This is a genomic window from Idiomarina sp. PL1-037 (assembly GCF_034422975.1).
GTDB lineage: Bacteria > Pseudomonadota > Gammaproteobacteria > Enterobacterales > Alteromonadaceae > Idiomarina.
The window spans coordinates 1,224,638-1,244,747 of sequence record NZ_CP139873.1 but is presented as its reverse complement, the minus strand read 5'-3'; the positions used below and the strand labels follow the sequence as shown (position 1 = coordinate 1,244,747).

Sequence of the window (20,110 nt, the reverse complement as noted above, 5' to 3'; positions counted from 1 at the left end):
CTCAGAATGCGAAACGGGCGATGTCATTTGATATTGCTAACGCCATCAACGCGAATACCAGCACCCCACCAATCCTATAGCAAACGTCTTGCACTCTTTCGGATACCGGCTTACCGCGAACCCATTCAATGCTGTAAAACATCAAATGACCGCCGTCTAATACCGGTAAAGGTAATAAATTAATTATCCCTAAATTGACACTTAATAGCGCCAAAAAACTTAAAAAATAAACGAACCCATTGCTGGCACTCACTCCAGCACCTTCGGCAATACTTAAAGGCCCTGCCAGGTTCTTTACAGAAACATCTCCGGTCAGCAGTTTACCTATCATTTTCACGCTAACAACCATCAATTCCCAAGTTTTTTCTGCGCCTTTCGCTAAGCCACCGAAAAAACCGTATTGATGGTTAAAAACGTAATTGTCTGGCAACGGCTCTGTTACCGGAACTACGCCAAGGTAGCCTATGACACCATTTTGGCTTTCCCGTTCCCCTATTTGAACAGAAATTTGCTGCTCAACCTGGTTCCTCTCAACGGTAAATAAAACGTCCTGTCCCGCCGATTGAGCGATTATCTTACGTATTTCAGTCCAACTTTCGACACTTTCATCACCAATTCGGGTGATCGTGTCACCTTCTTTTAAGCCACCCACTTCCGCTGGCGAGCCACTTTCTACCTGGCTAAGTTCGGTATAAACAGCGGGTTGATAAACCTCAATTCCCAGACTACCAAAGGTCGATTCCGTTTCCGGATCAAACTGCCAGTCACTTAAATTCAGTGTGCGTTTTACTTCATCACCGTCCGGCGTTCTTAATGTGAGTACTGTTTCATCGTCGCCAATGGCCGACATAAGCCCCAACTGAACCTGTTGCCAGTCATAGGCTTCAACATTATCAACTGAGAGAATTTCGCTGCCTCTTTCAAGCTGAGCTTCGGCAGCAACAGAGCCTGCTTTTATATCGCCGATAACCGGTTTCACTGTTGGTACACCAATACCAAACATCAACCATAAAACAGCAACAGCTAATATAAAGTTCGCAACCGGACCGGCAGCAACTATAGCGAAACGCTTATAAACTGATTGTGCATTAAAACTGACATCTCGTTCTTCCTCGCTGACATCATCAATGCGCTCGTCCAGCATGCGTACGTAGCCACCAAGAGGTATAATACCCAGCTGATAAACCGTGCCGTCTTTGCCTTTACGTTTCCATATGGCCCGGCCAAAACCCACCGAAAACGTTAACACTTTTACACCGCACCGGCGCGCAACCCAGAAGTGTCCAAACTCGTGGAAAGCAACTAAAATGCCCAGAGTTACAACGAAGGAAAAGAAATACCAAATTGCGTCTATCACTATGCGTACTCCTGCAGCCATTTATTGGCCGCTAAACGCGCTTGTTTATCTATGGCTAACAGCGTTTGTAAACTATCAGCCTCATCAGCTTGTATTGACTGCAGTACCGAATCACACACTTTTGCAATATCAGTAAAACCAACCTGTTCTTGTAAAAATGCAGCAACGGCCACTTCATTAGCCGCGTTTAAAGCCGTAGTGGCCCACTGCCCTTCCCAACACGCTTCTATCGCCAACTGTAAACACGGATAACGTTGCGCTTCGGGCTGCTTAAAGGTCAGTTCAGCTATTTGAGTAAAATCTAAGCCGGCCACACCACTTTCCAAACGCTCCGGATAACCCAGCGAATGAGCTATTGGTGTGCGCATGTCCGGCTCGCCCATTTGAGCAAGTACGGAACCATCAGTGTATTGCACCATAGAGTGGATAACGCTTTGCGGATGAATGACAACTTTCAGTTGATCGCGTGAACAATTGAATAACCAACGGGCTTCAATGTATTCCAGCCCCTTGTTCAGCATAGTGGCGGAATCGACCGAAATTTTCCGACCCATGGACCAATTAGGGTGACTGCATGCCGCAGCCGGAGTTTGTTGAGGCAGCTCATTAAGGGGTAAATCGCGGAATGGGCCGCCGGAGCCGGTTAACAATAAATACTGTATCCCATGTTCGGTTAACGCCATAGTTCCGACCTGCTGCTGCGCAGCCAGGGGTAAACACTGAAAAATGGCGTTGTGCTCACTATCGACCGGGATAATTTTAGCGCCAGAACGTTGTGCATGATCAATAAACAACTGACCGCTCATGACCAGGGCTTCTTTATTGGCCAACAATACGTCTTTACCTGCGTCAATTGCAGCAAGTGTCGGTGAAAGTCCGGCAGCACCAACAATAGCCGCCATAACCACATCCACCTCACCAGCCGAACTGACCTCAGCTAAAGCCTGATCTCCATAAATAACTTGAGTTGCAGTCTTTTGACCGAGCAACTTCTTAAGCTCTGCTGCGGCATTTTTTGAACCCATAACCGCATATTGCGGACTATGCTTTACACAAAGCTCAGCCAGGGCACTAACCTGGCTATGGGCGGTTAAGGCAAAAACCTGAAAGTCATCCGGATGCCGTGAAACAACATCCAATGTGTTTTGACCAATGGAGCCGGTTGCTCCCAAAACTGTTATCCGACGCATAGGTTTAATGCAAAAACTCCAGATAAGCTAAGGTGAAAATAGGTACTGCAGCTGTAAGACTGTCAATACGGTCAAGAATTCCCCCGTGCCCAGGTAAAATTGAGCCACTGTCCTTAACCCCTGCACTACGTTTAAACATGCTCTCGTTTAAATCACCAAATACTGAAGCAACAACGGTAAACAATCCGGTTAAATAATAACCGGTAAATTGATCGGCCGGCACTTTGGTCCAGTGCGCCACAACCATCATCACCACAAAAGCTAAGGTCACACCACCACAAAGGCCTTCCATGGTTTTTCCGGGGCTTACCGCCGGCATCATTTTATTACGACCATAGCGTACGCCGGCAAAATACGCACCGACATCTGCAGCCCAAACCAGCAGCAAAATAAACAGAACCACCCAGCCACCAAAGAAGCGAGACTCATCAATATCAATTGAGCGAACCGTGACTAATGCCGCCCAAGTAGGAATGAAGATGAGCAAGCCGAATACACCAACAATAGCGCGGGTTCGGGACCACATGCGCCGGCTGGAGGGATAGTTTACGATCATTGCCAGCGCAACAACCCACCAGACACCGCCAGCTAAAATGGTGTAGTAGATGAGTTTAGAGAGCTCACCTCCCTCCCACAAATGCTCGTACGGAGCCAGCGAGGACAATACGCCAATTATAGCACCGACAAATAAGGTGTAAGCGATTCGCGCTGAAGTGCGACGCACGCCCATTAGCGGAGACCATTCCCAGGCGCCCAACATAAGGACCCCCTGAATGAAAAGAGCAAAGCCCCATAACGGCAGCATAAAAACACCGTACAGTGCCACCGGAACCAGCAATAGTGCTGTAATAATACGTTGTTTTAGCAAGTGTTATTCCTCTATCCGAGTTTCTATGCCTTGCATTAGCACGGTTAGTTGTTCGCTCGTTAAACCAAAACGGCGTTCCCGTTGCGCAAAATCTGTAATTGCCTGAGCAAAGGCGGTATCGTCAAAGTCAGGCCATAAAACTGAAGTGAAATACAGTTCAGCATAAGACAGCTGCCATAAAAGAAAGTTACTGATACGATGTTCACCGCCTGTGCGAATGAGTAAATCCGGCACTGGCTGATCTGCCATCATCAATTCACTGGCTATTGCCTGTTCAGTAATTTCTGTCGGTGCTATTTCACCTGCTTTGACTTTCTCAGCTAATTTACGACTGGCTTGCGTAATATCCCACTGGCCGCCGTAGTTCGCCGCTATGTTCAGATTCAGCCCGCTGTTACTTTGCGTTTGCTCTTCCGCTTCGCTCATGCGCTTTTGCAAACGCTTTGAAAAAGCCTCTTTGTCACCAACTATGCGCAAGCGAATATCGTTATCATCTAATTTTTTAATTTCGCTTTTCAGTACTGACATAAACAATTCCATCAATACCGAGACTTCAGTAGCCGGACGCTTCCAGTTTTCACTACTGAATGCAAACAAAGTCAATGATTCAATACCGTTACGGCGAGCAAAGGCAACAGCCTTGCGCACAGCTTCTGCGCCCGCTTTATGCCCAAAGGTTCTTATTTTACCGCGTTGTTTCGCCCAGCGCCCGTTACCATCCATTATAATGGCAACATGCTTGGGGACTAACTGCTCAATAGACGGTAATTCGTTCATTCAATCTGCCGTAAACATTAAAAAACGCCGTGCGAGTATACCTGACACGGCGTCATAGACCAACGTAGGTAAGGTTTGATGGTTAAATTTCCATCAAATCCCCTTCTTTTGCTTTCAGAGCTTCATCAATTTGCTTAACGAATTTATCGGTCAGTTTTTGAATTTCTTCTTCAGCACTACGTTCTTCGTCTTCGGTAATTTCTTTTTCTTTCAGCAGGTCTTTAATATCACCATTCGCATCGCGACGAATATTACGTACCGCAATACGTCCGTTTTCAGCCTCGGCACGAACAATTTTAACTAAATCGCGGCGACGCTCTTCCGTCAAAGGAGGCAATGGAATACGAATAACCGCACCGGCTGAGGCTGGGTTCAGACCCAAATCAGAATTAATAATAGCTTTTTCGACAGCCGCTGAAGCCGACTTATCAAACACTGTCAGAGCCAGAGTTCTGGAGTCTTCTGTGGTGATATTTGCTAACTGCTTAAGAGGCGTGTCAGTACCGTAATAGTTCACCATGACACTGTCCAGTATGCTTGGATGAGCACGGCCTGTACGTACTTTTGACATTTGACTGCGCAGCGATTCAACACTCTTTTCCATGCGATCTTTAGCGTCTTCTATAATTTCTTTTATCACTGTCTTATACCCTTTTATTCAATAACTGCAGTTACTCTGCGTTCTTACTAATCAGTGTACCTTCTTCTTCACCCATTATCACGGCTCGTAAGGCACCCGGCTTATTCATATTAAATACCCGGATAGGCAGAGCGTGATCACGCGCCAGAGTAAATGCCGCTAAATCCATTACTTTTAACTGTTTTTCCAGTATATCATCGTAATTAATGTGCTTATACAAAGTCGCATCCGGGTTACTCACCGGGTCATCAGAATATACTCCGTCAACCTTGGTTCCCTTAAGTACGACTTCGGCTTCAATTTCAATACCGCGCAAGCAAGCGGCAGAGTCAGTAGTAAAGAACGGGTTACCGGTTCCCGCAGAAAATATCACCACACGTCCTGATTTTAGCAAACTGATGGCTTCTGCCCAGTTGTAACTGTCACAGACTCCTGTCAATTCAATAGCTGACATTAAACGTGCGTTAACAAAAGCACGGTGTAAAGCGTCGCGCATAGCCAAACCATTCATTACGGTTGCCAACATGCCCATGTGGTCGCCCACAACACGATTCATACCGGCTTTTGCTAAGCCTTCTCCGCGGAATAAGTTACCGCCCCCAATGACTAAACCTACCTGAACCCCAAGTTCAACTAATTCTTTAATTTCCTGCGCCATACGATCAAGTACTTTGGCGTCAATACCAAATGGCTCATCTCCCATAAGAGCTTCACCACTGAGTTTTAACAATATGCGTCGATAACTGGGTTTCGGATGGGTGCTCATCATTGCCTCTACTCTTTCCTTTAGTTTAAAAAAAACCGCGTCCTGAACGCTCAAGACGCGGTTTATAATTTTCTATTTCATGGGGCTGGTCGAGACCACGCTATTAGCCTTTACTCGCTGCCGCCACTTGTGCCTGAACTTCAGAAGCGAAATCTTCTTCTTTACGTTCAATACCTTCACCCACTTCAAAGCGAACGAAAGTCACTACGTCAGCACCAGCTTTCTTCAGTAACTCACCAACAGTCATTGATGGATCTTTAACGAAAGGCTGACCTGTCAGGCTGATTTCGCCGGTAAACTTACGCATACGGCCTTCAACCATCTTTTCAGCAATTTCTTTCGGCTTACCGCTTTGCATTGCGATATCAACCTGAATCGCGCGTTCTTTCTCAACAACTTCAGCTTCTACGTCTTCAGGCTTAACGAATTGCGGGCTGCTTGCCGCAACATGCATGCACAGGTCGCGAGCCAAATCTTCGTCACCGCCAGTTAAAGCGACAGCAACACCGATACGAGCACCGTGAGTATAAGTCGCTACAACGTCACCAGCTTCAAGAGTTTGAACACGACGCACGTTCATGTTCTCACCAATTTTAGCCACTAAGTCCTCACGAGTTTTCTCAACAGTCTGACCACCGATGTCAGTTGTTTTCAATACTTCAACGTCATTTTCTTTGTTAGCAAATGCTGCGTTGATAACTTTATCGCCGAATGCCAGGAAGCTGTCATCGCGAGCAACAAAGTCGGTTTCACAGTTCAGTTCAACCAACGTTGCCTGGTTACCTTCAGATTTAACTAAGATAACGCCTTCAGCCGCAACACGGCCTGCTTTCTTAGCTGCTTTTGCCTGACCGCTTTTACGCATCAGTTCAATTGCCGCTTCCATATCACCGTCGACTTCCTGCAGTGCTTTTTTGCAGTCCATCATGCCAGCGCCTGTGCGCTCGCGCAGTTCTTTAACTAGAGCTGCTGTAATAGCCATGATTCTATTCCTCGATTATTCAGTTGCTTCGACGAAATCGTCTGAGTCTTTCGCTTCAACTTGCGCTGTACGTGCTTCTTTTACCGCTTCAGCAGCAGTGTTCAAGTATAATTGAACAGCACGGATTGCGTCATCGTTACCTGGAACAATGTAATCCACACCGTCAGGGTTAGAATTTGTATCCACAACAGAAACAACTGGAATGCCCAGGTTATTTGCTTCTTTAATAGAAATGTGTTCGTGATCAGCGTCGATAACAAACAGAACGTCAGGTAAGCCGCCCATGTTTTTGATACCGCCTAAGCCTTTTTCCAGCTTTTCCATTTCACGAGTATTAACCAAAGCTTCTTTCTTGGTCAGTTTCTCGAAAGTACCGTCCTGGCTCATTGTTTCAAGGTCTTTTAAACGCTTGATTGATTGACGAACTGTTTTCCAGTTAGTCAACATGCCGCCTAACCAACGGTGGTTTACATAGTACTGACCACAGTTAATGGCTGCTTCTTTAACCGCTTCAGCTGCTGCGCGCTTGGTACCAACAAACAGGATTTTACCTTTGTTAGAAGCAACGTGCTGCATGTAGCTCAACGCGTCGTTGAACATAGGCACAGTTTTTTCGAGGTTAATGATATGAATTTTGTTACGAGCACCAAAAATGTAAGGTTTCATTTTTGGGTTCCAGAAACGAGTTTGGTGACCGAAATGGACACCCGCTTTCAGCATGTCACGCATTGACACGTTAGCCATAATATTTTCCTTTTTAGGGGGTTAAGCCTCCATACATCCCATAAGCCGACCTGTTCTTAGACAAGCACCCCGCCTTATGTGTCGATGTATGTGTGGATTATAATTTACATACAAGTGTACTTAGTTGGCATAAGGCCAAAAAAGCGTGCGTTTTATACCATAAAGCCGAGCCCTGCACAACAAAAAACCTTCGCTAACTTCTGCATTGGCCTACCTCAAAGATAGCGAATTTTATCAGTCACTGTTAAACTGTCGGCTTTTCCAGCAGTCATGGACAGGAAGAGAATGACCATCTCAATTAAGACACCCGAAGAAATCGAAAAAATGCGCGCCGCGGGCAAGCTCGCCGCCAGTGTGCTTGAAATGATTGGTGATTACGTCAAGCCTGGCGTAACAACGGAAGAACTGGATGATATATGCCATAAGTACATCACGGATCATAACGCTTATCCAGCACCATTAAACTATCACGGCTTCCCTAAATCGGTATGTACTTCGGTAAACCATTGTGTCTGTCATGGTATTCCCGGCCCGAAAAAACTGAAAGACGGCGATATCATGAACATTGACGTTACCGTTAAACTGGATGGTTACCATGGCGACACCTCGAAAATGTTTATTGTTGGTAAACCTTCAATAATGGCCGAGCGGTTAATTAAGGTAACTCAGGAGTCGCTTTATAAAGCCATAGAAATGGTTAAGCCGGGTATCAAGCTGGGTGACTTTGCTGAAGTTATTCAAAAGCATGCCGAAGGCCATGGCTACTCAATTGTCAGAGAATACTGTGGTCACGGTATTGGTTCTGTCTTCCATGAAGACCCTCAAATTCTGCATTACGGTGAGGCAGGTACAGGCGAAGAGCTAAAAGCCGGTATGTGCTTCACTATTGAACCTATGGTCAATGTAGGTAAGCGCCATACAAAACTGATGAAAGACGGCTGGACCGTACTGACTAAAGACCGCAGCTTAAGTGCACAGTGGGAACATACATTATTGGTTACCGATAACGGTGTTGAAGTACTGACACTGCGCAGTGATGAGCCCGACTTAGCGCGAGTTATCGAGCACAGCTAACGCATTTGCAGGGGGAGCCTATGGCTAACGTTCAACAAGATAAAGACTTTCACTGGCGCTGGCCTGACCGAACCCTGCAACCTTGCCTAAAAGACTACAAAGCGCTTCTGGAAAGTTACCAGAACTGGTCTGCAGCACGTTTTGTCACCGCGGATATCGATGAGCTGATTCATCACCGCGCAACCTTCTTTGACCAGTTAATTAGCCAGTTGTGGCAGCAATTTCAACTAGAGAACGAGCCGGCAACTATCTTAGCTGTGGGTGGCTATGGTCGTGAAACTCTGCACCCCGGGTCAGATATCGACCTGCTCATTTTAGTGGGTCCGGAAAATGCTGAAGCCGAAGCTAAGTTGTCTGAAAAGCTCGGGCAGTTCATTACCTTTTTATGGGACCTACACCTGGATATCGGCCATTCGGTACGTACTATCGAAGACTGCTTCGCTCAGTCAGAAAAGGATATCACAATAGCCACAAACCTTATTGAAAGTCGCTACCTTTCAGGATCTGAGTCGCTTTACAATGAGTTTCATCAACAGTTGTTAAATGACTTTCCCTGGTCAAGCCGGGATTTCTATCAAGCCAAACTTGATGAACAAAAGCAGCGCCACCAACAATACCACAGCACGTCTTATAACCTGGAACCGAACATTAAATCGAGTCCCGGTGGGCTACGTGATATTCAGACCGTAGGCTGGATTGCTAAACGTCATTTCCGTACTCACTCGGATGAAAACCTGGTTGAATACGGTTATATGACAGCCGATGAATTCGTTGAGCTGCGTGACTGCATGAACTGGCTATGGCGCATACGCTTTGCGCTTCATTTAGAGGCAGGTAAACGCGAAGACCGCTTACTCTTTGATTTTCAGCCAGGCGTTGCTGTTCGCCTGGGCTACGGTAATGACGGTAAAGCCTCCGTTGAAACCATGATGAAAGATTACTTTAAAGTGGTTTTACGCGTAAGCGAGCTTAATCAAATGCTTCTGCAGTTTTTTCATCAGGCAATATTAGGAACGCAGGACTTACAACACGCTGAAAATATTAACGATAACTTTGCCGTTGCGAATAAACTGTTAACGGCTCGGCATGATAATGTATTCGATAGTCACTGCAATATTATCCGCGCTTTTGTCTGCATTGCGGAACATCCGCAAATACAGGGCATACACTCGAACACCATACGTTTACTCAGAAATGCCCGAGCTCAACTAAGTGAGCCACTCAGCCATGACCCGGAATGCCGTGACCTATTCAATCAGTTGATTCAGCATCCCAGAGGTTGTGGCTTGTCTTTTGCACTAATGCATCACCACAGTGTGCTGGCAAGCTACTTGTCACAGTGGCAACAAATTGTCGGACAAATGCAGTTTGACCTTTTTCACGCCTACACAGTAGATGAACACACCTTTCGCTTAGTAAGAAACTTGTACCGCTTTAGCGACGACGATTATCAGGATCAGTTTCCGCTGTGCGAAAAGCTGGTTGCGAAAATGGATCGCCGCTATTGCTTGTATTTGGCGGGTATATTCCATGACATAGCTAAAGGTCGCGGCGGCGATCACTCAGAGCTCGGCGAAATGGATGCGCGTAACTTTTGCCACCAACACGGTTACAGTGAAGAAGACGCAGAGCTAGTGGCCTGGCTGGTGCGGCACCATTTAACCATGTCGGTTACCGCGCAAAAGCGGGACATTCATGACCCGGAAGTCATCCAGGAATTTGCTAATCAAGTTTCAACGCTTGAGCGACTAGACTTCCTTTATTGTCTTACGGTGGCAGATATTCGGGCAACGAACCAGTCACTTTGGAACAACTGGAAAGCAACGTTACTGGAAGAGCTTTATAACGCCACCTCCTACTTGCTGGCACAGGACAGTAATAAGCCTACCCTGGATATTCGCCAAAGAATTAATGAAAATAAAGCCAGTGCAATGGCCTTACTGTTAAGCGCAGGCTTCGAAAAAGCGGAAATTCTGGCATTATGGGGGCGCTTTACTGCGGATTATTTTTTCCGCCATACGGCAGAGCAAATCAGCTGGCATTCACAGCATATTCTGAACCTGCCAAGCGAGCAACTGCCGCTCATCCTCATTGGAGACGAAAACAACTACGGCACAACTGAGTTGTTTATTTACCATCACGAAGAGGGGCATTTGTTTGCCTCGGTTGCGGGCGTTCTGGACAGCCAGCAACTCAACATTCTGGATGCACAAATTCTGGCTACCCGTGACGGCTTTGTTATGGATACCTTTGTCGTATTGCAACGAGACGGCAAACCGTTAACAGAGCCTCATCGTATTGAAGAGGTAAAACAACAGTTGCTGGATGTCCTGCACAAACGGATACCCGTTCCCAGCACGAAACGGCCTTTATCGCGTCGCATGAAGAACTTTTCGGTGGCAACTGAGGTCACTTTTATACCCAGTAAACATCACGGCCGCACTACCTTCGAACTGGTAACACTGGACAGGCCGGGGCTTATTGCTAAGCTTGCCGCTATTTTGCAGCAACAGAACGTTATCCTGCTGGCGGCGAAAATCACCACCATAGGCGAGCAGGCAGAAGACTTATTTATTGTCACTACCGAGCAGCAAACCGCTCTTAGCGACAAGCAAAAAAAAACATTGAAAGCAAAAATTATCAAAGACCTGGAGTTTTAAATTCTTATCATGGAAAACATAAAACAGCGCATCATTGATGCATTTGAACAACGTGATCAAATCAATGCCCGAACCGAAAACGACGACCTCCGCGAAGCTGTGCGTTACGTTATCGATGAAATTGACCGCGGCGAGTTACGAGTTGCCGAAAAAATTTCCGGTGAATGGGTTGTTCATCAATGGCTTAAGAAAGCGGTTCTTTTGTCATTTCGCTTAAACGACAACGACCTGATTGAAGGCGGAGAAACCCGTTTCTGGGACAAAGTGCCGGCCAAATTTGCCGACTACGACAGTGCCCGTTTCCGTGCTGAGGGCATGCGCGTTGTACCACCCGCTATGGTTCGTAAAGGTGCCTTTATCGGCCGTAACGTTGTCGTAATGCCATCGTACGTTAATATTGGTGCTTACGTTGGTGAAGGCACTATGGTGGATACCTGGGCTACCGTTGGTTCCTGTGCGCAAATTGGAAAAAATGTTCACTTGTCCGGCGGTGTTGGTATCGGTGGGGTTTTAGAACCATTGCAGGCTAACCCAACGATTATTGAAGATAACTGCTTCATTGGTGCGCGCTCTGAGATCGTTGAAGGCGTTATTGTCGAAGAAGGTGCGGTAATTTCCATGGGCGTTTATATTGGCCAGAGCACTCGCATTTATGACCGGGAAAACGACCGAATTCTGTATGGTCGCGTCCCTTCGGGTTCCGTTGTTGTGCCCGGCTCGCTGCCTTCCGCAAGTGGCACTCACAGCCTTTACGCTGCTATCATTGTCAAACGGGTTGATGCGAAAACTCGTGCCAAAGTGGGTATCAATGCCCTGCTACGCAGCGCGGAATAACGTTTACTTAAGAAATGGCTGGTGAAACTCATCCGGCAGTGGTATTTCCAGGTTTACAGATTCACCACTGACCGGGTGTTTAAAACTCAACCCTGTCGCTGCCAGCAGTAAACGGTGGCAATTAAAGTGCTCGCGAAAAAAGTTATTATGCCGTCCGTCACCATGGTTAGTATCACCGACAATGGGATGCCGAATGTGTGCCATGTGCCGGCGTAATTGATGCTTGCGACCCGTTTCCGGTTGCATCTGAACCAGTGAGTAACGCGTGGTGTCATGTTTTTTGCTGACTTTATAAGGCAGCTCAATCTGCTTTAAACACTGATAATGCGTCACCGCAGGTTGCTTATCTTTATCCGGATCCGCGTCTTTATCAGCAAGCTTATCCAATTCTTCTTTCAAGGCGTAATCAATAGTGCCGCTTTCTGATACGTAGCCTCTGACCACAGCATGGTAAGTTTTTCTCACTTCGCGCGCGATTAATTGCTCCGTCATAGTACGGGCAACATCGCTGTTTAAGCCAAAAACCAACAAACCGGATGTCGGGCGATCTAGACGATGAACAGGGTAAACGTGGCAGCCAAGTTGATTGCGCAGCATCTGCATTGCAAACTCACGGGCACCGCTTGCTATACGGCTTCTGTGAACCAATAAACCGCTGGGCTTATTAATAACGGCAAGATGCTTATCCAGGTAAACAAGGTCTAACTGACTCACTGTCAGACATCTTCCTGCAAGGGGTCAGTTCCGCTGAGCAACACATCAAATTCACGTATCAATGCAATGAGTTGTTCGTATTGTTCCAGCTCGCTGCGGTAGATATGCGCAGCCATTGGGCTAACGGCAATCCCCTCAGGCAAAGGGCGCTTGCTATCCACTAACGCCCACATTCGGGGAAGCATAATAAACTGCAACCACTGATGAAATTCCAGCGTGTCGACAGCAAATGGCTGCTGACTCTCCAACGCCTGCACCGGCGGGTGCTGAGACTGCCATAAGCCAAGACTGTTTAGTTCACGCTCTATTCTGTCCAGCAATCGAGCGGCTTTCTGATATTGCTCCATATCAGACTCCGTTACCACATAATTGTATAAACCGATATAATGGCGCCATAGTGATTTAATACGCCTTAAAATTCAAGCAAAAAGGGAGCGCCTGTGTCAGCACCGACCATAACTACCTTGGGTGAGTTTTTGCAAGCCGGCCAAGCCGAATACAAAATTTTTGATATAGGCAGATGCCTGACAGAGCTGTCTCAAGAAGAGTTTGCAGCCATTGAGCAACAGCAACGTCCATACCCCTACCCCATAGCGCGGCAGGCTCAATTGGCAATACTGTTCCAGCATAAACAACGTGACCAACAGCCTTTTATTTGGTTTCTGCAATTTCCGCTGGACGAGCGGGGTCTTTTAAATATAGCCGCGCGTAATCAATACCTGGAGTATGTGGTTAATTCATTAGGCCACGAAATTACCGGAGAAATGACCGAGGAGCAGCAAAATCAGCTGCAACAAAACCCGTATTTATTAACGCCGAATGAGCAACAGCGCGCGGCTTTGCATGCCCGGGTTCAGCGCCAGCAAAAATTATCGCCGTCCATACATTTTGAAACGGCGGAAGCGTATTTGAGGCAACCTGAAAGCGGTATAGATTGGCAAAAAGTAGGCTTGCAAGGGTTACACGACTGCGCAGCCCGGTTAGAGCAACTGCCGGAACTGAGCAAAGCCATAGCAACGCATTTTTCTCATTACCCAAGTGCTGTACGCCAGCCGTTGGCCGTTGCGCTTGAGCAACAAAGCCTGACTCCACCGGTAAGAGACGCTCTTCTGCAGAACCTCGAGAGCAGTAATGCTCAACTATGCACTGACAGTTTGCGCGCGCTGGCCTCCGCTTCAGCTCATCCTCGGGTACAAAAAGCAATAAACAAACTGGTTCCAAATGCCAATGCCGATCAGCTCGTTGTTATTGCTGCTCGTTTATGGCCGGTGCTTTGCGAAGAACCAAATTTGTTGCGCTACTTAGACGCCATAGCAGCGCTCGATAATTCGCTGTTTGATGCGTTATTCCAGGACATTATTGCCCTGCCAGATATACGCCCGTTACTGTTGGCCATTATTGCCCAACAAAAACAGTCTGCGGCAGTTAATGAAGCATTAAATCGATTAAAACAACAGACACAGGGAAGCTAATGAATTTACTCGATGTCATTGTTTTACTGGCGCTGGCAACGGCAATATGGGTTTTCTGGCAACACCGGCAACAGTCGGAAAGCGCTCAAAAACATGCGCTGTTTTATTGCAAGCAGCAAGGGCTTCAGTTTTTAGATATTCGTCGCGAGGACACGCGTTGGTCGTTTAAAGGCAGCCAGCCAGGCTGGCGTAGCACCTTCAAAATGGGCTTTAGCAGCGACGGCGAAACTCGTTATGAAGGCGACTTAACCCTTCATAACCAGCGTTTGGTCGGCGTTGAATTACCGCCGTTTCGTATTCCCGCGCAATAGTTTAACTAGGCTGCCGTTGGTAAAACAGGACTTCACCGGGCAGCTTTTCGACTTCTATTTGCGCCTGAATACGATAGCCGCGCTTTTTAAAGAAGGCCTGATAATCCGAACGAGTGACGTAAACGGCTATCCCTTGTGATTCCGGATCTTCTTCAAAAACCGCTTTGGCAGCTTCAACAAGTAAGTGCCCCACGCCCTGCGACTGATATTGGGGTGCTACCGCAATAAATGCCAGCATATGATAAGGCACATCCGGCATCGCTTCCTGAATTAAGCGTTCTTTTTCAAGCACCTGTTTAGTACTCAAAAAACCAGCCGTGAGCAACATGCTTATCCGCCAGTGCCAGAAACGCCCGGGACCAAAGCTTTTACCAGGACGGGTAAGACACGCAACACCTAATAATGTGCCGCCATCTCTAATACCAATAATAGGTTGCCCGCTTTCCCAGAAAGCGTTCAGGTCTTCCCGAATAGCGGCCCTTAAACGTTTATCGTAGTCAGGCTTGTCGAACCGGAAAATCTTTTGCAACAACTCGTCATCGTAATAAGTCTTGAATAAAAGAGAGGCTGCTAGCTTCAGATCTTCAGCAACAAGGTAAACCAGTTCACCCTGAACATGCTCACGGCTGTTCTCACCTGCGTCATCAATTTCGCTTTCCGTTTTTTCTGTCAAACCCTGCATAGTAAATGGCCAATCGTTAGTTTTTATAACACCAACTTAACCATTTTTCAGAATTCTGTCGAGACCCATTTACCCGCTATTAAAGCAAGACTGTCATCAAGAGTTGTTATCAGCTTTAACTTGAGGCTGACAATTCTCAAGCCAGTCAGCCAGAGAGTCAGACAGAACTTCGTGTTGTTCCTTACCTACCCATTCAAGTCCAACCGCACCACTTTGGTTATCTATGGTTACCAACAAGCTGTCATCCTCGCTACCTAAACCAATAAAGATCGTTTCAGGCTGTTTCAAACGACGCTTCATTAAAATGTGACCAGTAATATTCTCTAATAAGCGCTCACCGTCTTCTGCACTCTGCGTCTGTAGCAAGCTAACTGGATGGCCCTGGTAGTCAAGCGCAAGGTCTCCCGCGTACCAGCGGCCAAACAAAGCTTTAATACTTCCATGAAAATTCGTTTCCAGAGCACTCTCAAGATCATCAAAGTTTAGCGCTTCAGGTTGCCGGCATGGCGTCCATTCAACCGTATTCTCGTCAATAACAGTTCCATAAATTGGACTCTTCCACTCTTCTACATACTCTGTATAGCGCACAGGAACATTTTCCTGATAGCGCATCATTAGTGCATCGATTGATTCTTCTAGCGTCTTCATCTGGTACTTACACCTAAGAAAATTTACAATACAGCCATTGTACTTACGGAGCGACTTAAATGCCAAAGAAGGACGCACTAGACCACTTATCTCTGGGGCAGCACACCGACTACCCGAATGAATATGATCCAAAACAGCTGCAACCAGTCCCCCGCTCACTGAATCGGGAACCTATAGGGCTTAAAGACGAGCTACCTTTTTCGGGTGTGGATTTATGGACCGGTTATGAAATTTCGTGGCTAAACGCAAACGGACTGCCACAGGTTGCGGTAGGTTACTTTACCGTGCCTGCCAAGAGCCCTAATCTGGTCGAATCCAAGTCATTTAAGCTTTATTTAAACAGCTTCAATGACTCGCGTTTTAACACTTGGGAGCAGGTGCAACAACTGATGGAAACCGACCTGTCCGCTTGTGCCGGTGCGCCGGTTAACGTCAAGCTGAGACAGTTGTCTGAGTTGGAAGGCGAGTCTGTGGCAACCTTTCCGGGTCACTGTATCGACCATCAGAATATTCGTATTTCGCAGTACGACTATCAGCCGTCACTGCTTGCTACAGAGCAAAATGAAACAGAAGAAGAGCTACACAGTCATCTGTTAAAATCGAACTGTCTGATAACCAATCAACCCGACTGGGGTTCGGTTTACATTCATTATCAGGGGCCGAAGTTGGATCGCGCTGCGCTGCTCGCTTATCTGGTGTCATTCAGACGCCATAACGAATTCCACGAGCAATGCGTTGAGCGTATTTATCAGGACTTGAAAGCACTGGGAATGAAAAAGTTGACGGTTTATGCCCGTTACACACGTCGTGGCGGTCTGGACATAAATCCGTTTCGTTCAGACTTCGAGCCAGCGCTGCAAATGCAACGCATGGCCCGACAATAAGGGATTAAGCGTTAGGGTGCGGAATTTGTAACCATTGCAGGAAACGAGCTTTCTGTTCAGCAGTAGGCTCGTCTAATGGTTCTATTTTCGCGTCAGTTTCAGGAGTTGGTTGCACCGTTAAGGTTTTCTTGTGCAACTGGTCGCGACGGAAAAATGTCACTTCAATAGAATCACCCGCTCTATATTCATCAAAAGCTTCTTTAAAGCGACCATCAACTACGGTGTGTCCGTCGTAAGCAACAATGACATCACCCGGCGTAAAGCCGGCTTCCCAGGCGGGGCTGCCTTTGCTAACTCTGGTCAATTCCATACCGCCACTGGCTTCACTGGCACTCCAGCCAGCCCAGACTTTCTCAGCTTCGCGTTCGTCCTGCTCTTCATCCTTGTCCTGATCATAAACCAGCTTTAAACCCACCTGCTCCAGCATACTCTCGAACGGAATATCTGCGGCCGGAGTTTCAACATTGTCTTGCCACCAGTCCTGCCAGGATTCACCCGTTAAGTCTTTCAAAATAGTTAGCACATCGGCTGAAGTGAAGCCCTGCTCGTCGGCATCAAAGCGCTGATACAACTCATTATGCACGTCGCGATAGCTAACTTCTCCATCAGTTTTTTTCAACAGTTCGCTGTCCAGCAGCCAGGAAACCAGAGCACCTTCCGAGTATATATTCACAGAATCGTTGTGCGCGCGGTCGCCATATTGATCAATCCACGCCTCAAAAGAGGCTTCAGCCACTGACATAACATCTCGGCCTGGTTTTGATCGATAGCGGTCAATGCTGGTTGCTACTCGTTCGAAATACTCAGACGGCTTCATAATTTCTGCCTGTAATAACAAATGATTCTGGAAGTAGCTGGTTGAACCTTCAGCAATCCAGAATAAATCAGTGTAGTTTTCTTTTTGATAATCGTATGGAACCAGTCCGTCCGGGCGATAAGCTTTCACGTTCCAGGTATGCACAAACTCATGTGACGCTGTCGACATAAACGACAGGTAATCGTCACGACTAGCAAAGCTGTATCTTGGGCGCTGGATAATCGTCGAGTTTTTGTGTTCAGTCGCACCACCTGCGCCAGTTGTCGCGTGGACCATAAAAACATAACGCTCATATGGGTAGCTGCTCCAAATCGAGTCACCGGTAGCCACCAGCTTTTGTAAGTCTTCGACCGTTTTCTCAGCGTCGTAGTTACCCTCTCCCCAGAATACGACTTCATAATCGCGATCATCCTGAGTGAACTCATAGTGTTTGTTAATGCCCGTTTCTATGGGCGAGTCAACTAACACATCCCAACTTTCGGCCGAGAACTGGTGTGCACCGTCTCTGTCCATACCGGAGTAACTCTTCCACTCATCCGGAACATCCAGAGACACTGACACCGGTTTATCGCGCCAGGCGTCTGCATACATAAATACAGCGGATGCATCTAAGTAAGCATGGCTGTCGTCGATATGGCGGCTACGGCGCCCGAGCTGATTCGCGTAAATTTCGTAATCGACGGTTACTTCACCACTGTCTTCAGGTAAATATACGCGCCAGGTGCTTTTATCGACCTTTTCCCAGCGAAGTTCTTCCCCGTTGCTCTGAGCATCAAAATCCCGAACCCCATTAGCCAGATTCAAAATGCGATAATATCCGGTTCTCCAGGCTGGCATTTTTACATCCAGAAACTTAGTATCACTGGCTGGAAAGGTTATAGACACTTCGCCTTTGTGGTGCTCAGGTTGTGTTAAATCAATTTTATAATTGGTATTTGCCAATACAATGGAAGGTGCCAACATAACACCAACAGCTAATAAGCTCTTGCGCACAGTTTATCTCCGTTAGTTTCGCTTTATTTGTTAGTTAACTTGTTTAAAGACTACCACAATCCACCGATAGAAAATAAATTCAGATAGGTTAGACTTTATGACATTATTTTTCGTATTATGCGTATTGACTTCAACATTTGGTAGGTGAGCATTGGCATTACCAGAAACACCACAAGAGCAGGTTCAGCACCTTAGCAAGAAACTGCGACAGAGCATCCAGTCGCGTAAGCAGATAGAAGACGATTATCTGCGCGACTCGCAACGTTACTCAAACTTTGTGAACGATCTTTGTCTGGCATTAAATGGTGTTGATAGTGAGTTAGACGGTTTACTGCATAAATTACGAGGTCATCTGCAGCAAAATGCGTCCGCTGCGGTTATAGAGCCCATAATGCAACAAGTGGGTGAGGTGATTTCTCAGCATACTGTTCGTATGCAAACGCTGCTAAAAAAAACCAACGAAAGTATTCACCTGGCATTACAGTCTATTAAGCCACGCGATAGCAGTGGCAGAAGCCAACTACAAAAAATAGCAAATGAATTCGAGCAACCAACAATGACGGTTTCTCATTATTTGCCATTAGTAAACCAATTGCTGACACTTTCCTACCAGCAGCAAGGTACTCAGACAGAAACGCAAGTAACCCAATATCAAAGTCAATTGCTTGATTTACTAAGTGAGGTCGAGTTTCTTGGAAGCGCCGCTGATACTTTGCAGCAAGTAAGGGTAGCTTTACAAAAGCCGCAAACCAGCGAAACCTTGTTAGCTATCACATTAAAAGTTATGCGGCTGGTATTTAACAATATTAACGATGAACGCCGCTCAGCACAGCTGTTCCTGCAACAATTAAATGCTTCATTAGAATCTGTCCAGAGTGTATTAGGTAAAACCATAAATCACTCTGCTGACTTTGCTGACCAACGACTGCATCTGAACCAACAACTAAAAAGTGGCGTTTCCGAGATAAAAGCTTGCGTCACTGACGCGTATGAATTGAACGATTTAAAAGAGTCGGTCGGCTTGCAGTTGCACCGTTTAGGTGAAACTTTGAATCGACACCTCAAGTTACATGACGAAGAGCGTCAAAGTTTCCATAGCAACACGCAAGCCATGGAGCAGAAACTCCGTGAAACCGAAGAACAGGTTTTACATTACAAGCAGGAGCTGGCTAAACAAAAGTTCCGCAGCTTACAGGACAATCTGACCAAGTTGCCGAACCGCTCTGCTTTTGATGAGCGTTTAAACCTGGAATTCCAACGCTGGAAAAACGGTGAAACGCCACTCAGCATAGCCATTATCGACGTTGATCATTTTAAGAATATTAACGATAGCTTTGGCCATATTGCCGGCGACAAGACCTTACAAGTTATCGCAGGTACTCTCAGCAAATCGCTACGAGAATCAGCCTTTGTTTGTCGCTATGGTGGCGAAGAGTTTGCTATCATATTCTGTTCTGACGGACAAAGTGCCTGTCAACATATAGAGAATACTCGGGAGAAAGTGGCTAATATCCCGTTTAGATTTAAAACCGACGATATACGCATTACTATTTCCGCAGGAATAGCTGAATTTAAGTACAATGAAGATATACCACTGGCGGTTTTTGAAAGAGCCGATAAGGCGCTCTATGAAGCAAAAAACAGCGGGCGCAACAAAGTCATCACAGCAAAATAAAGAGCAAAGCTGATGGGCACCG

Annotated in this window: 20 protein-coding genes; 7 read left to right on the top strand and 13 right to left on the bottom strand. The window is 46.6% G+C overall.

Annotation, left to right across the window (positions count from 1 at the left end; genetic code table 11):
• Window position 1 precedes the first annotated feature (1 nt).
• The 8 genes from rseP to rpsB all read right to left on the bottom strand — a co-directional run bounded on the left by rseP (window position 2) and on the right by rpsB (window position 7,324).
• Window positions 2-1,357 (bottom strand): sigma E protease regulator RseP, encoded by a 1,356-nt coding sequence (gene rseP, locus U0358_RS05735; RefSeq protein WP_317496682.1) that lies wholly within the window; start codon window positions 1,355-1,357, stop codon window positions 2-4.
• Window positions 1,357-2,547: a 1-deoxy-D-xylulose-5-phosphate reductoisomerase gene (ispC, locus tag U0358_RS05730; RefSeq protein ID WP_322407346.1), complete on the bottom strand. Its 1,191-nt coding sequence runs from the start codon at window positions 2,545-2,547 to the stop codon at window positions 1,357-1,359. Before ispC ends, rseP begins: the two co-directional genes overlap by 1 nt.
• A 4-nt stretch (window positions 2,548-2,551) precedes the next feature.
• Window positions 2,552-3,415 carry a phosphatidate cytidylyltransferase gene (locus U0358_RS05725; RefSeq protein WP_322407345.1) on the bottom strand — a complete coding sequence of 288 codons (864 nt, stop codon included), beginning with the start codon at window positions 3,413-3,415 and terminating at the stop codon, window positions 2,552-2,554.
• A gap of 3 nt (window positions 3,416-3,418) precedes the next feature.
• Window positions 3,419-4,192, bottom strand: coding sequence for a polyprenyl diphosphate synthase (uppS, locus tag U0358_RS05720; RefSeq protein ID WP_317496680.1), 774 nt, complete (start codon window positions 4,190-4,192; stop codon window positions 3,419-3,421).
• A gap of 82 nt (window positions 4,193-4,274) precedes the next feature.
• Window positions 4,275-4,832 carry a ribosome recycling factor gene (gene frr, locus U0358_RS05715; RefSeq protein ID WP_317496679.1) on the bottom strand — a complete coding sequence of 186 codons (558 nt, stop codon included), beginning with the start codon at window positions 4,830-4,832 and terminating at the stop codon, window positions 4,275-4,277.
• A gap of 31 nt (window positions 4,833-4,863) precedes the next feature.
• Window positions 4,864-5,598 carry a UMP kinase gene (gene pyrH, locus U0358_RS05710; protein WP_016341299.1) on the bottom strand — a complete coding sequence of 245 codons (735 nt, stop codon included), beginning with the start codon at window positions 5,596-5,598 and terminating at the stop codon, window positions 4,864-4,866.
• 103 nt (window positions 5,599-5,701) lie between these two features.
• Complete coding sequence (gene tsf / locus U0358_RS05705) at window positions 5,702-6,580, bottom strand: translation elongation factor Ts (protein WP_322407344.1); 879 nt, start codon at window positions 6,578-6,580, stop codon at window positions 5,702-5,704.
• A gap of 15 nt (window positions 6,581-6,595) precedes the next feature.
• A complete protein-coding gene (gene rpsB / locus U0358_RS05700) occupies window positions 6,596-7,324 on the bottom strand; it encodes a 30S ribosomal protein S2 (protein WP_011234096.1) in 729 nt (242 codons plus the stop codon).
• Between the two features lie 285 nt (window positions 7,325-7,609).
• Here rpsB and map point away from each other — a divergent pair, with 285 nt between their 5' ends.
• Genes map through dapD form a run of 3 tightly spaced genes read left to right on the top strand, consistent with a single transcriptional unit; the run spans window position 7,610 to window position 11,892 of the window.
• Window positions 7,610-8,398: a type I methionyl aminopeptidase gene (gene map / locus U0358_RS05695; RefSeq protein ID WP_317496677.1), complete on the top strand. Its 789-nt coding sequence runs from the start codon at window positions 7,610-7,612 to the stop codon at window positions 8,396-8,398.
• Between the two features lie 20 nt (window positions 8,399-8,418).
• Window positions 8,419-11,058, top strand: a complete 2,640-nt coding sequence (glnD, locus tag U0358_RS05690; RefSeq protein WP_322407343.1) for a [protein-PII] uridylyltransferase — start codon at window positions 8,419-8,421, stop codon at window positions 11,056-11,058.
• Window positions 11,059-11,067: 9 nt separating this feature from the next.
• Complete coding sequence (gene dapD, locus U0358_RS05685) at window positions 11,068-11,892, top strand: 2,3,4,5-tetrahydropyridine-2,6-dicarboxylate N-succinyltransferase (RefSeq protein WP_322407342.1); 825 nt, start codon at window positions 11,068-11,070, stop codon at window positions 11,890-11,892.
• 3 nt (window positions 11,893-11,895) lie between these two features.
• On the opposite strand, the gene truC is transcribed toward dapD, so the two are convergent.
• On the bottom strand, window positions 11,896-12,606 hold the full coding sequence (gene truC / locus U0358_RS05680) for a tRNA pseudouridine(65) synthase TruC (RefSeq protein WP_322407341.1): 711 nt from the start codon (window positions 12,604-12,606) through the stop codon (window positions 11,896-11,898).
• A gap of 2 nt (window positions 12,607-12,608) precedes the next feature.
• Window positions 12,609-12,953, bottom strand: a complete 345-nt coding sequence (locus U0358_RS05675) for a YqcC family protein (protein ID WP_317496673.1) — start codon at window positions 12,951-12,953, stop codon at window positions 12,609-12,611.
• Between the two features lie 93 nt (window positions 12,954-13,046).
• On the opposite strand from U0358_RS05675, the gene U0358_RS05670 reads away from it, so the two are divergent.
• Together U0358_RS05670 and U0358_RS05665 are read left to right on the top strand one after the other, a co-directional pair.
• On the top strand, window positions 13,047-14,078 hold the full coding sequence (locus tag U0358_RS05670) for a DUF3549 family protein (protein ID WP_317496672.1): 1,032 nt from the start codon (window positions 13,047-13,049) through the stop codon (window positions 14,076-14,078).
• On the top strand, window positions 14,078-14,389 hold the full coding sequence (locus U0358_RS05665) for a DUF3301 domain-containing protein (RefSeq protein WP_322407340.1): 312 nt from the start codon (window positions 14,078-14,080) through the stop codon (window positions 14,387-14,389). The genes U0358_RS05670 and U0358_RS05665 overlap by 1 nt, the downstream gene beginning before the upstream one ends.
• A gap of 1 nt (window position 14,390) precedes the next feature.
• On the opposite strand, the gene U0358_RS05660 is transcribed toward U0358_RS05665, so the two are convergent.
• Both U0358_RS05660 and syd read right to left on the bottom strand, forming a co-directional pair.
• Entirely contained in the window at window positions 14,391-15,071 is a 681-nt protein-coding gene (locus tag U0358_RS05660) for a GNAT family N-acetyltransferase (protein WP_322407339.1), read from the bottom strand.
• 96 nt (window positions 15,072-15,167) lie between these two features.
• Window positions 15,168-15,719 carry a SecY-interacting protein gene (gene syd / locus U0358_RS05655; RefSeq protein ID WP_317496669.1) on the bottom strand — a complete coding sequence of 184 codons (552 nt, stop codon included), beginning with the start codon at window positions 15,717-15,719 and terminating at the stop codon, window positions 15,168-15,170.
• A gap of 59 nt (window positions 15,720-15,778) precedes the next feature.
• On the opposite strand from syd, the gene queF reads away from it, so the two are divergent.
• Window positions 15,779-16,603, top strand: coding sequence for an NADPH-dependent 7-cyano-7-deazaguanine reductase QueF (gene queF / locus U0358_RS05650; RefSeq protein ID WP_322407338.1), 825 nt, complete (start codon window positions 15,779-15,781; stop codon window positions 16,601-16,603).
• Window positions 16,604-16,607: 4 nt separating this feature from the next.
• On the opposite strand, the gene U0358_RS05645 is transcribed toward queF, so the two are convergent.
• Entirely contained in the window at window positions 16,608-18,413 is a 1,806-nt protein-coding gene (locus U0358_RS05645) for a M61 family metallopeptidase (RefSeq protein WP_317496667.1), read from the bottom strand.
• A gap of 151 nt (window positions 18,414-18,564) precedes the next feature.
• On the opposite strand from U0358_RS05645, the gene U0358_RS05640 reads away from it, so the two are divergent.
• Window positions 18,565-20,088, top strand: coding sequence for a GGDEF domain-containing protein (locus U0358_RS05640; RefSeq protein ID WP_317496666.1), 1,524 nt, complete (start codon window positions 18,565-18,567; stop codon window positions 20,086-20,088).
• Window positions 20,089-20,110 lie beyond the last annotated feature (22 nt).

Coding starts and splice junctions, on each gene's coding strand:
- ispC (WP_322407346.1), bottom strand. CDS start 2,547: ATGCGTCGGATAACAGTTTTGGGAGCAACCGGCTCCATTGGTCAAAAC.
- uppS (WP_317496680.1), bottom strand. CDS start 4,192: ATGAACGAATTACCGTCTATTGAGCAGTTAGTCCCCAAGCATGTTGCC.
- pyrH (WP_016341299.1), bottom strand. CDS start 5,598: ATGAGCACCCATCCGAAACCCAGTTATCGACGCATATTGTTAAAACTC.
- tsf (WP_322407344.1), bottom strand. CDS start 6,580: ATGGCTATTACAGCAGCTCTAGTTAAAGAACTGCGCGAGCGCACAGGC.
- rpsB (WP_011234096.1), bottom strand. CDS start 7,324: ATGGCTAACGTGTCAATGCGTGACATGCTGAAAGCGGGTGTCCATTTC.
- map (WP_317496677.1), top strand. CDS start 7,610: ATGACCATCTCAATTAAGACACCCGAAGAAATCGAAAAAATGCGCGCC.
- glnD (WP_322407343.1), top strand. CDS start 8,419: ATGGCTAACGTTCAACAAGATAAAGACTTTCACTGGCGCTGGCCTGAC.
- dapD (WP_322407342.1), top strand. CDS start 11,068: ATGGAAAACATAAAACAGCGCATCATTGATGCATTTGAACAACGTGAT.
- U0358_RS05675 (WP_317496673.1), bottom strand. CDS start 12,953: ATGGAGCAATATCAGAAAGCCGCTCGATTGCTGGACAGAATAGAGCGT.
- U0358_RS05665 (WP_322407340.1), top strand. CDS start 14,078: ATGAATTTACTCGATGTCATTGTTTTACTGGCGCTGGCAACGGCAATA.
- U0358_RS05660 (WP_322407339.1), bottom strand. CDS start 15,071: ATGCAGGGTTTGACAGAAAAAACGGAAAGCGAAATTGATGACGCAGGT.
- syd (WP_317496669.1), bottom strand. CDS start 15,719: ATGAAGACGCTAGAAGAATCAATCGATGCACTAATGATGCGCTATCAG.
- queF (WP_322407338.1), top strand. CDS start 15,779: ATGCCAAAGAAGGACGCACTAGACCACTTATCTCTGGGGCAGCACACC.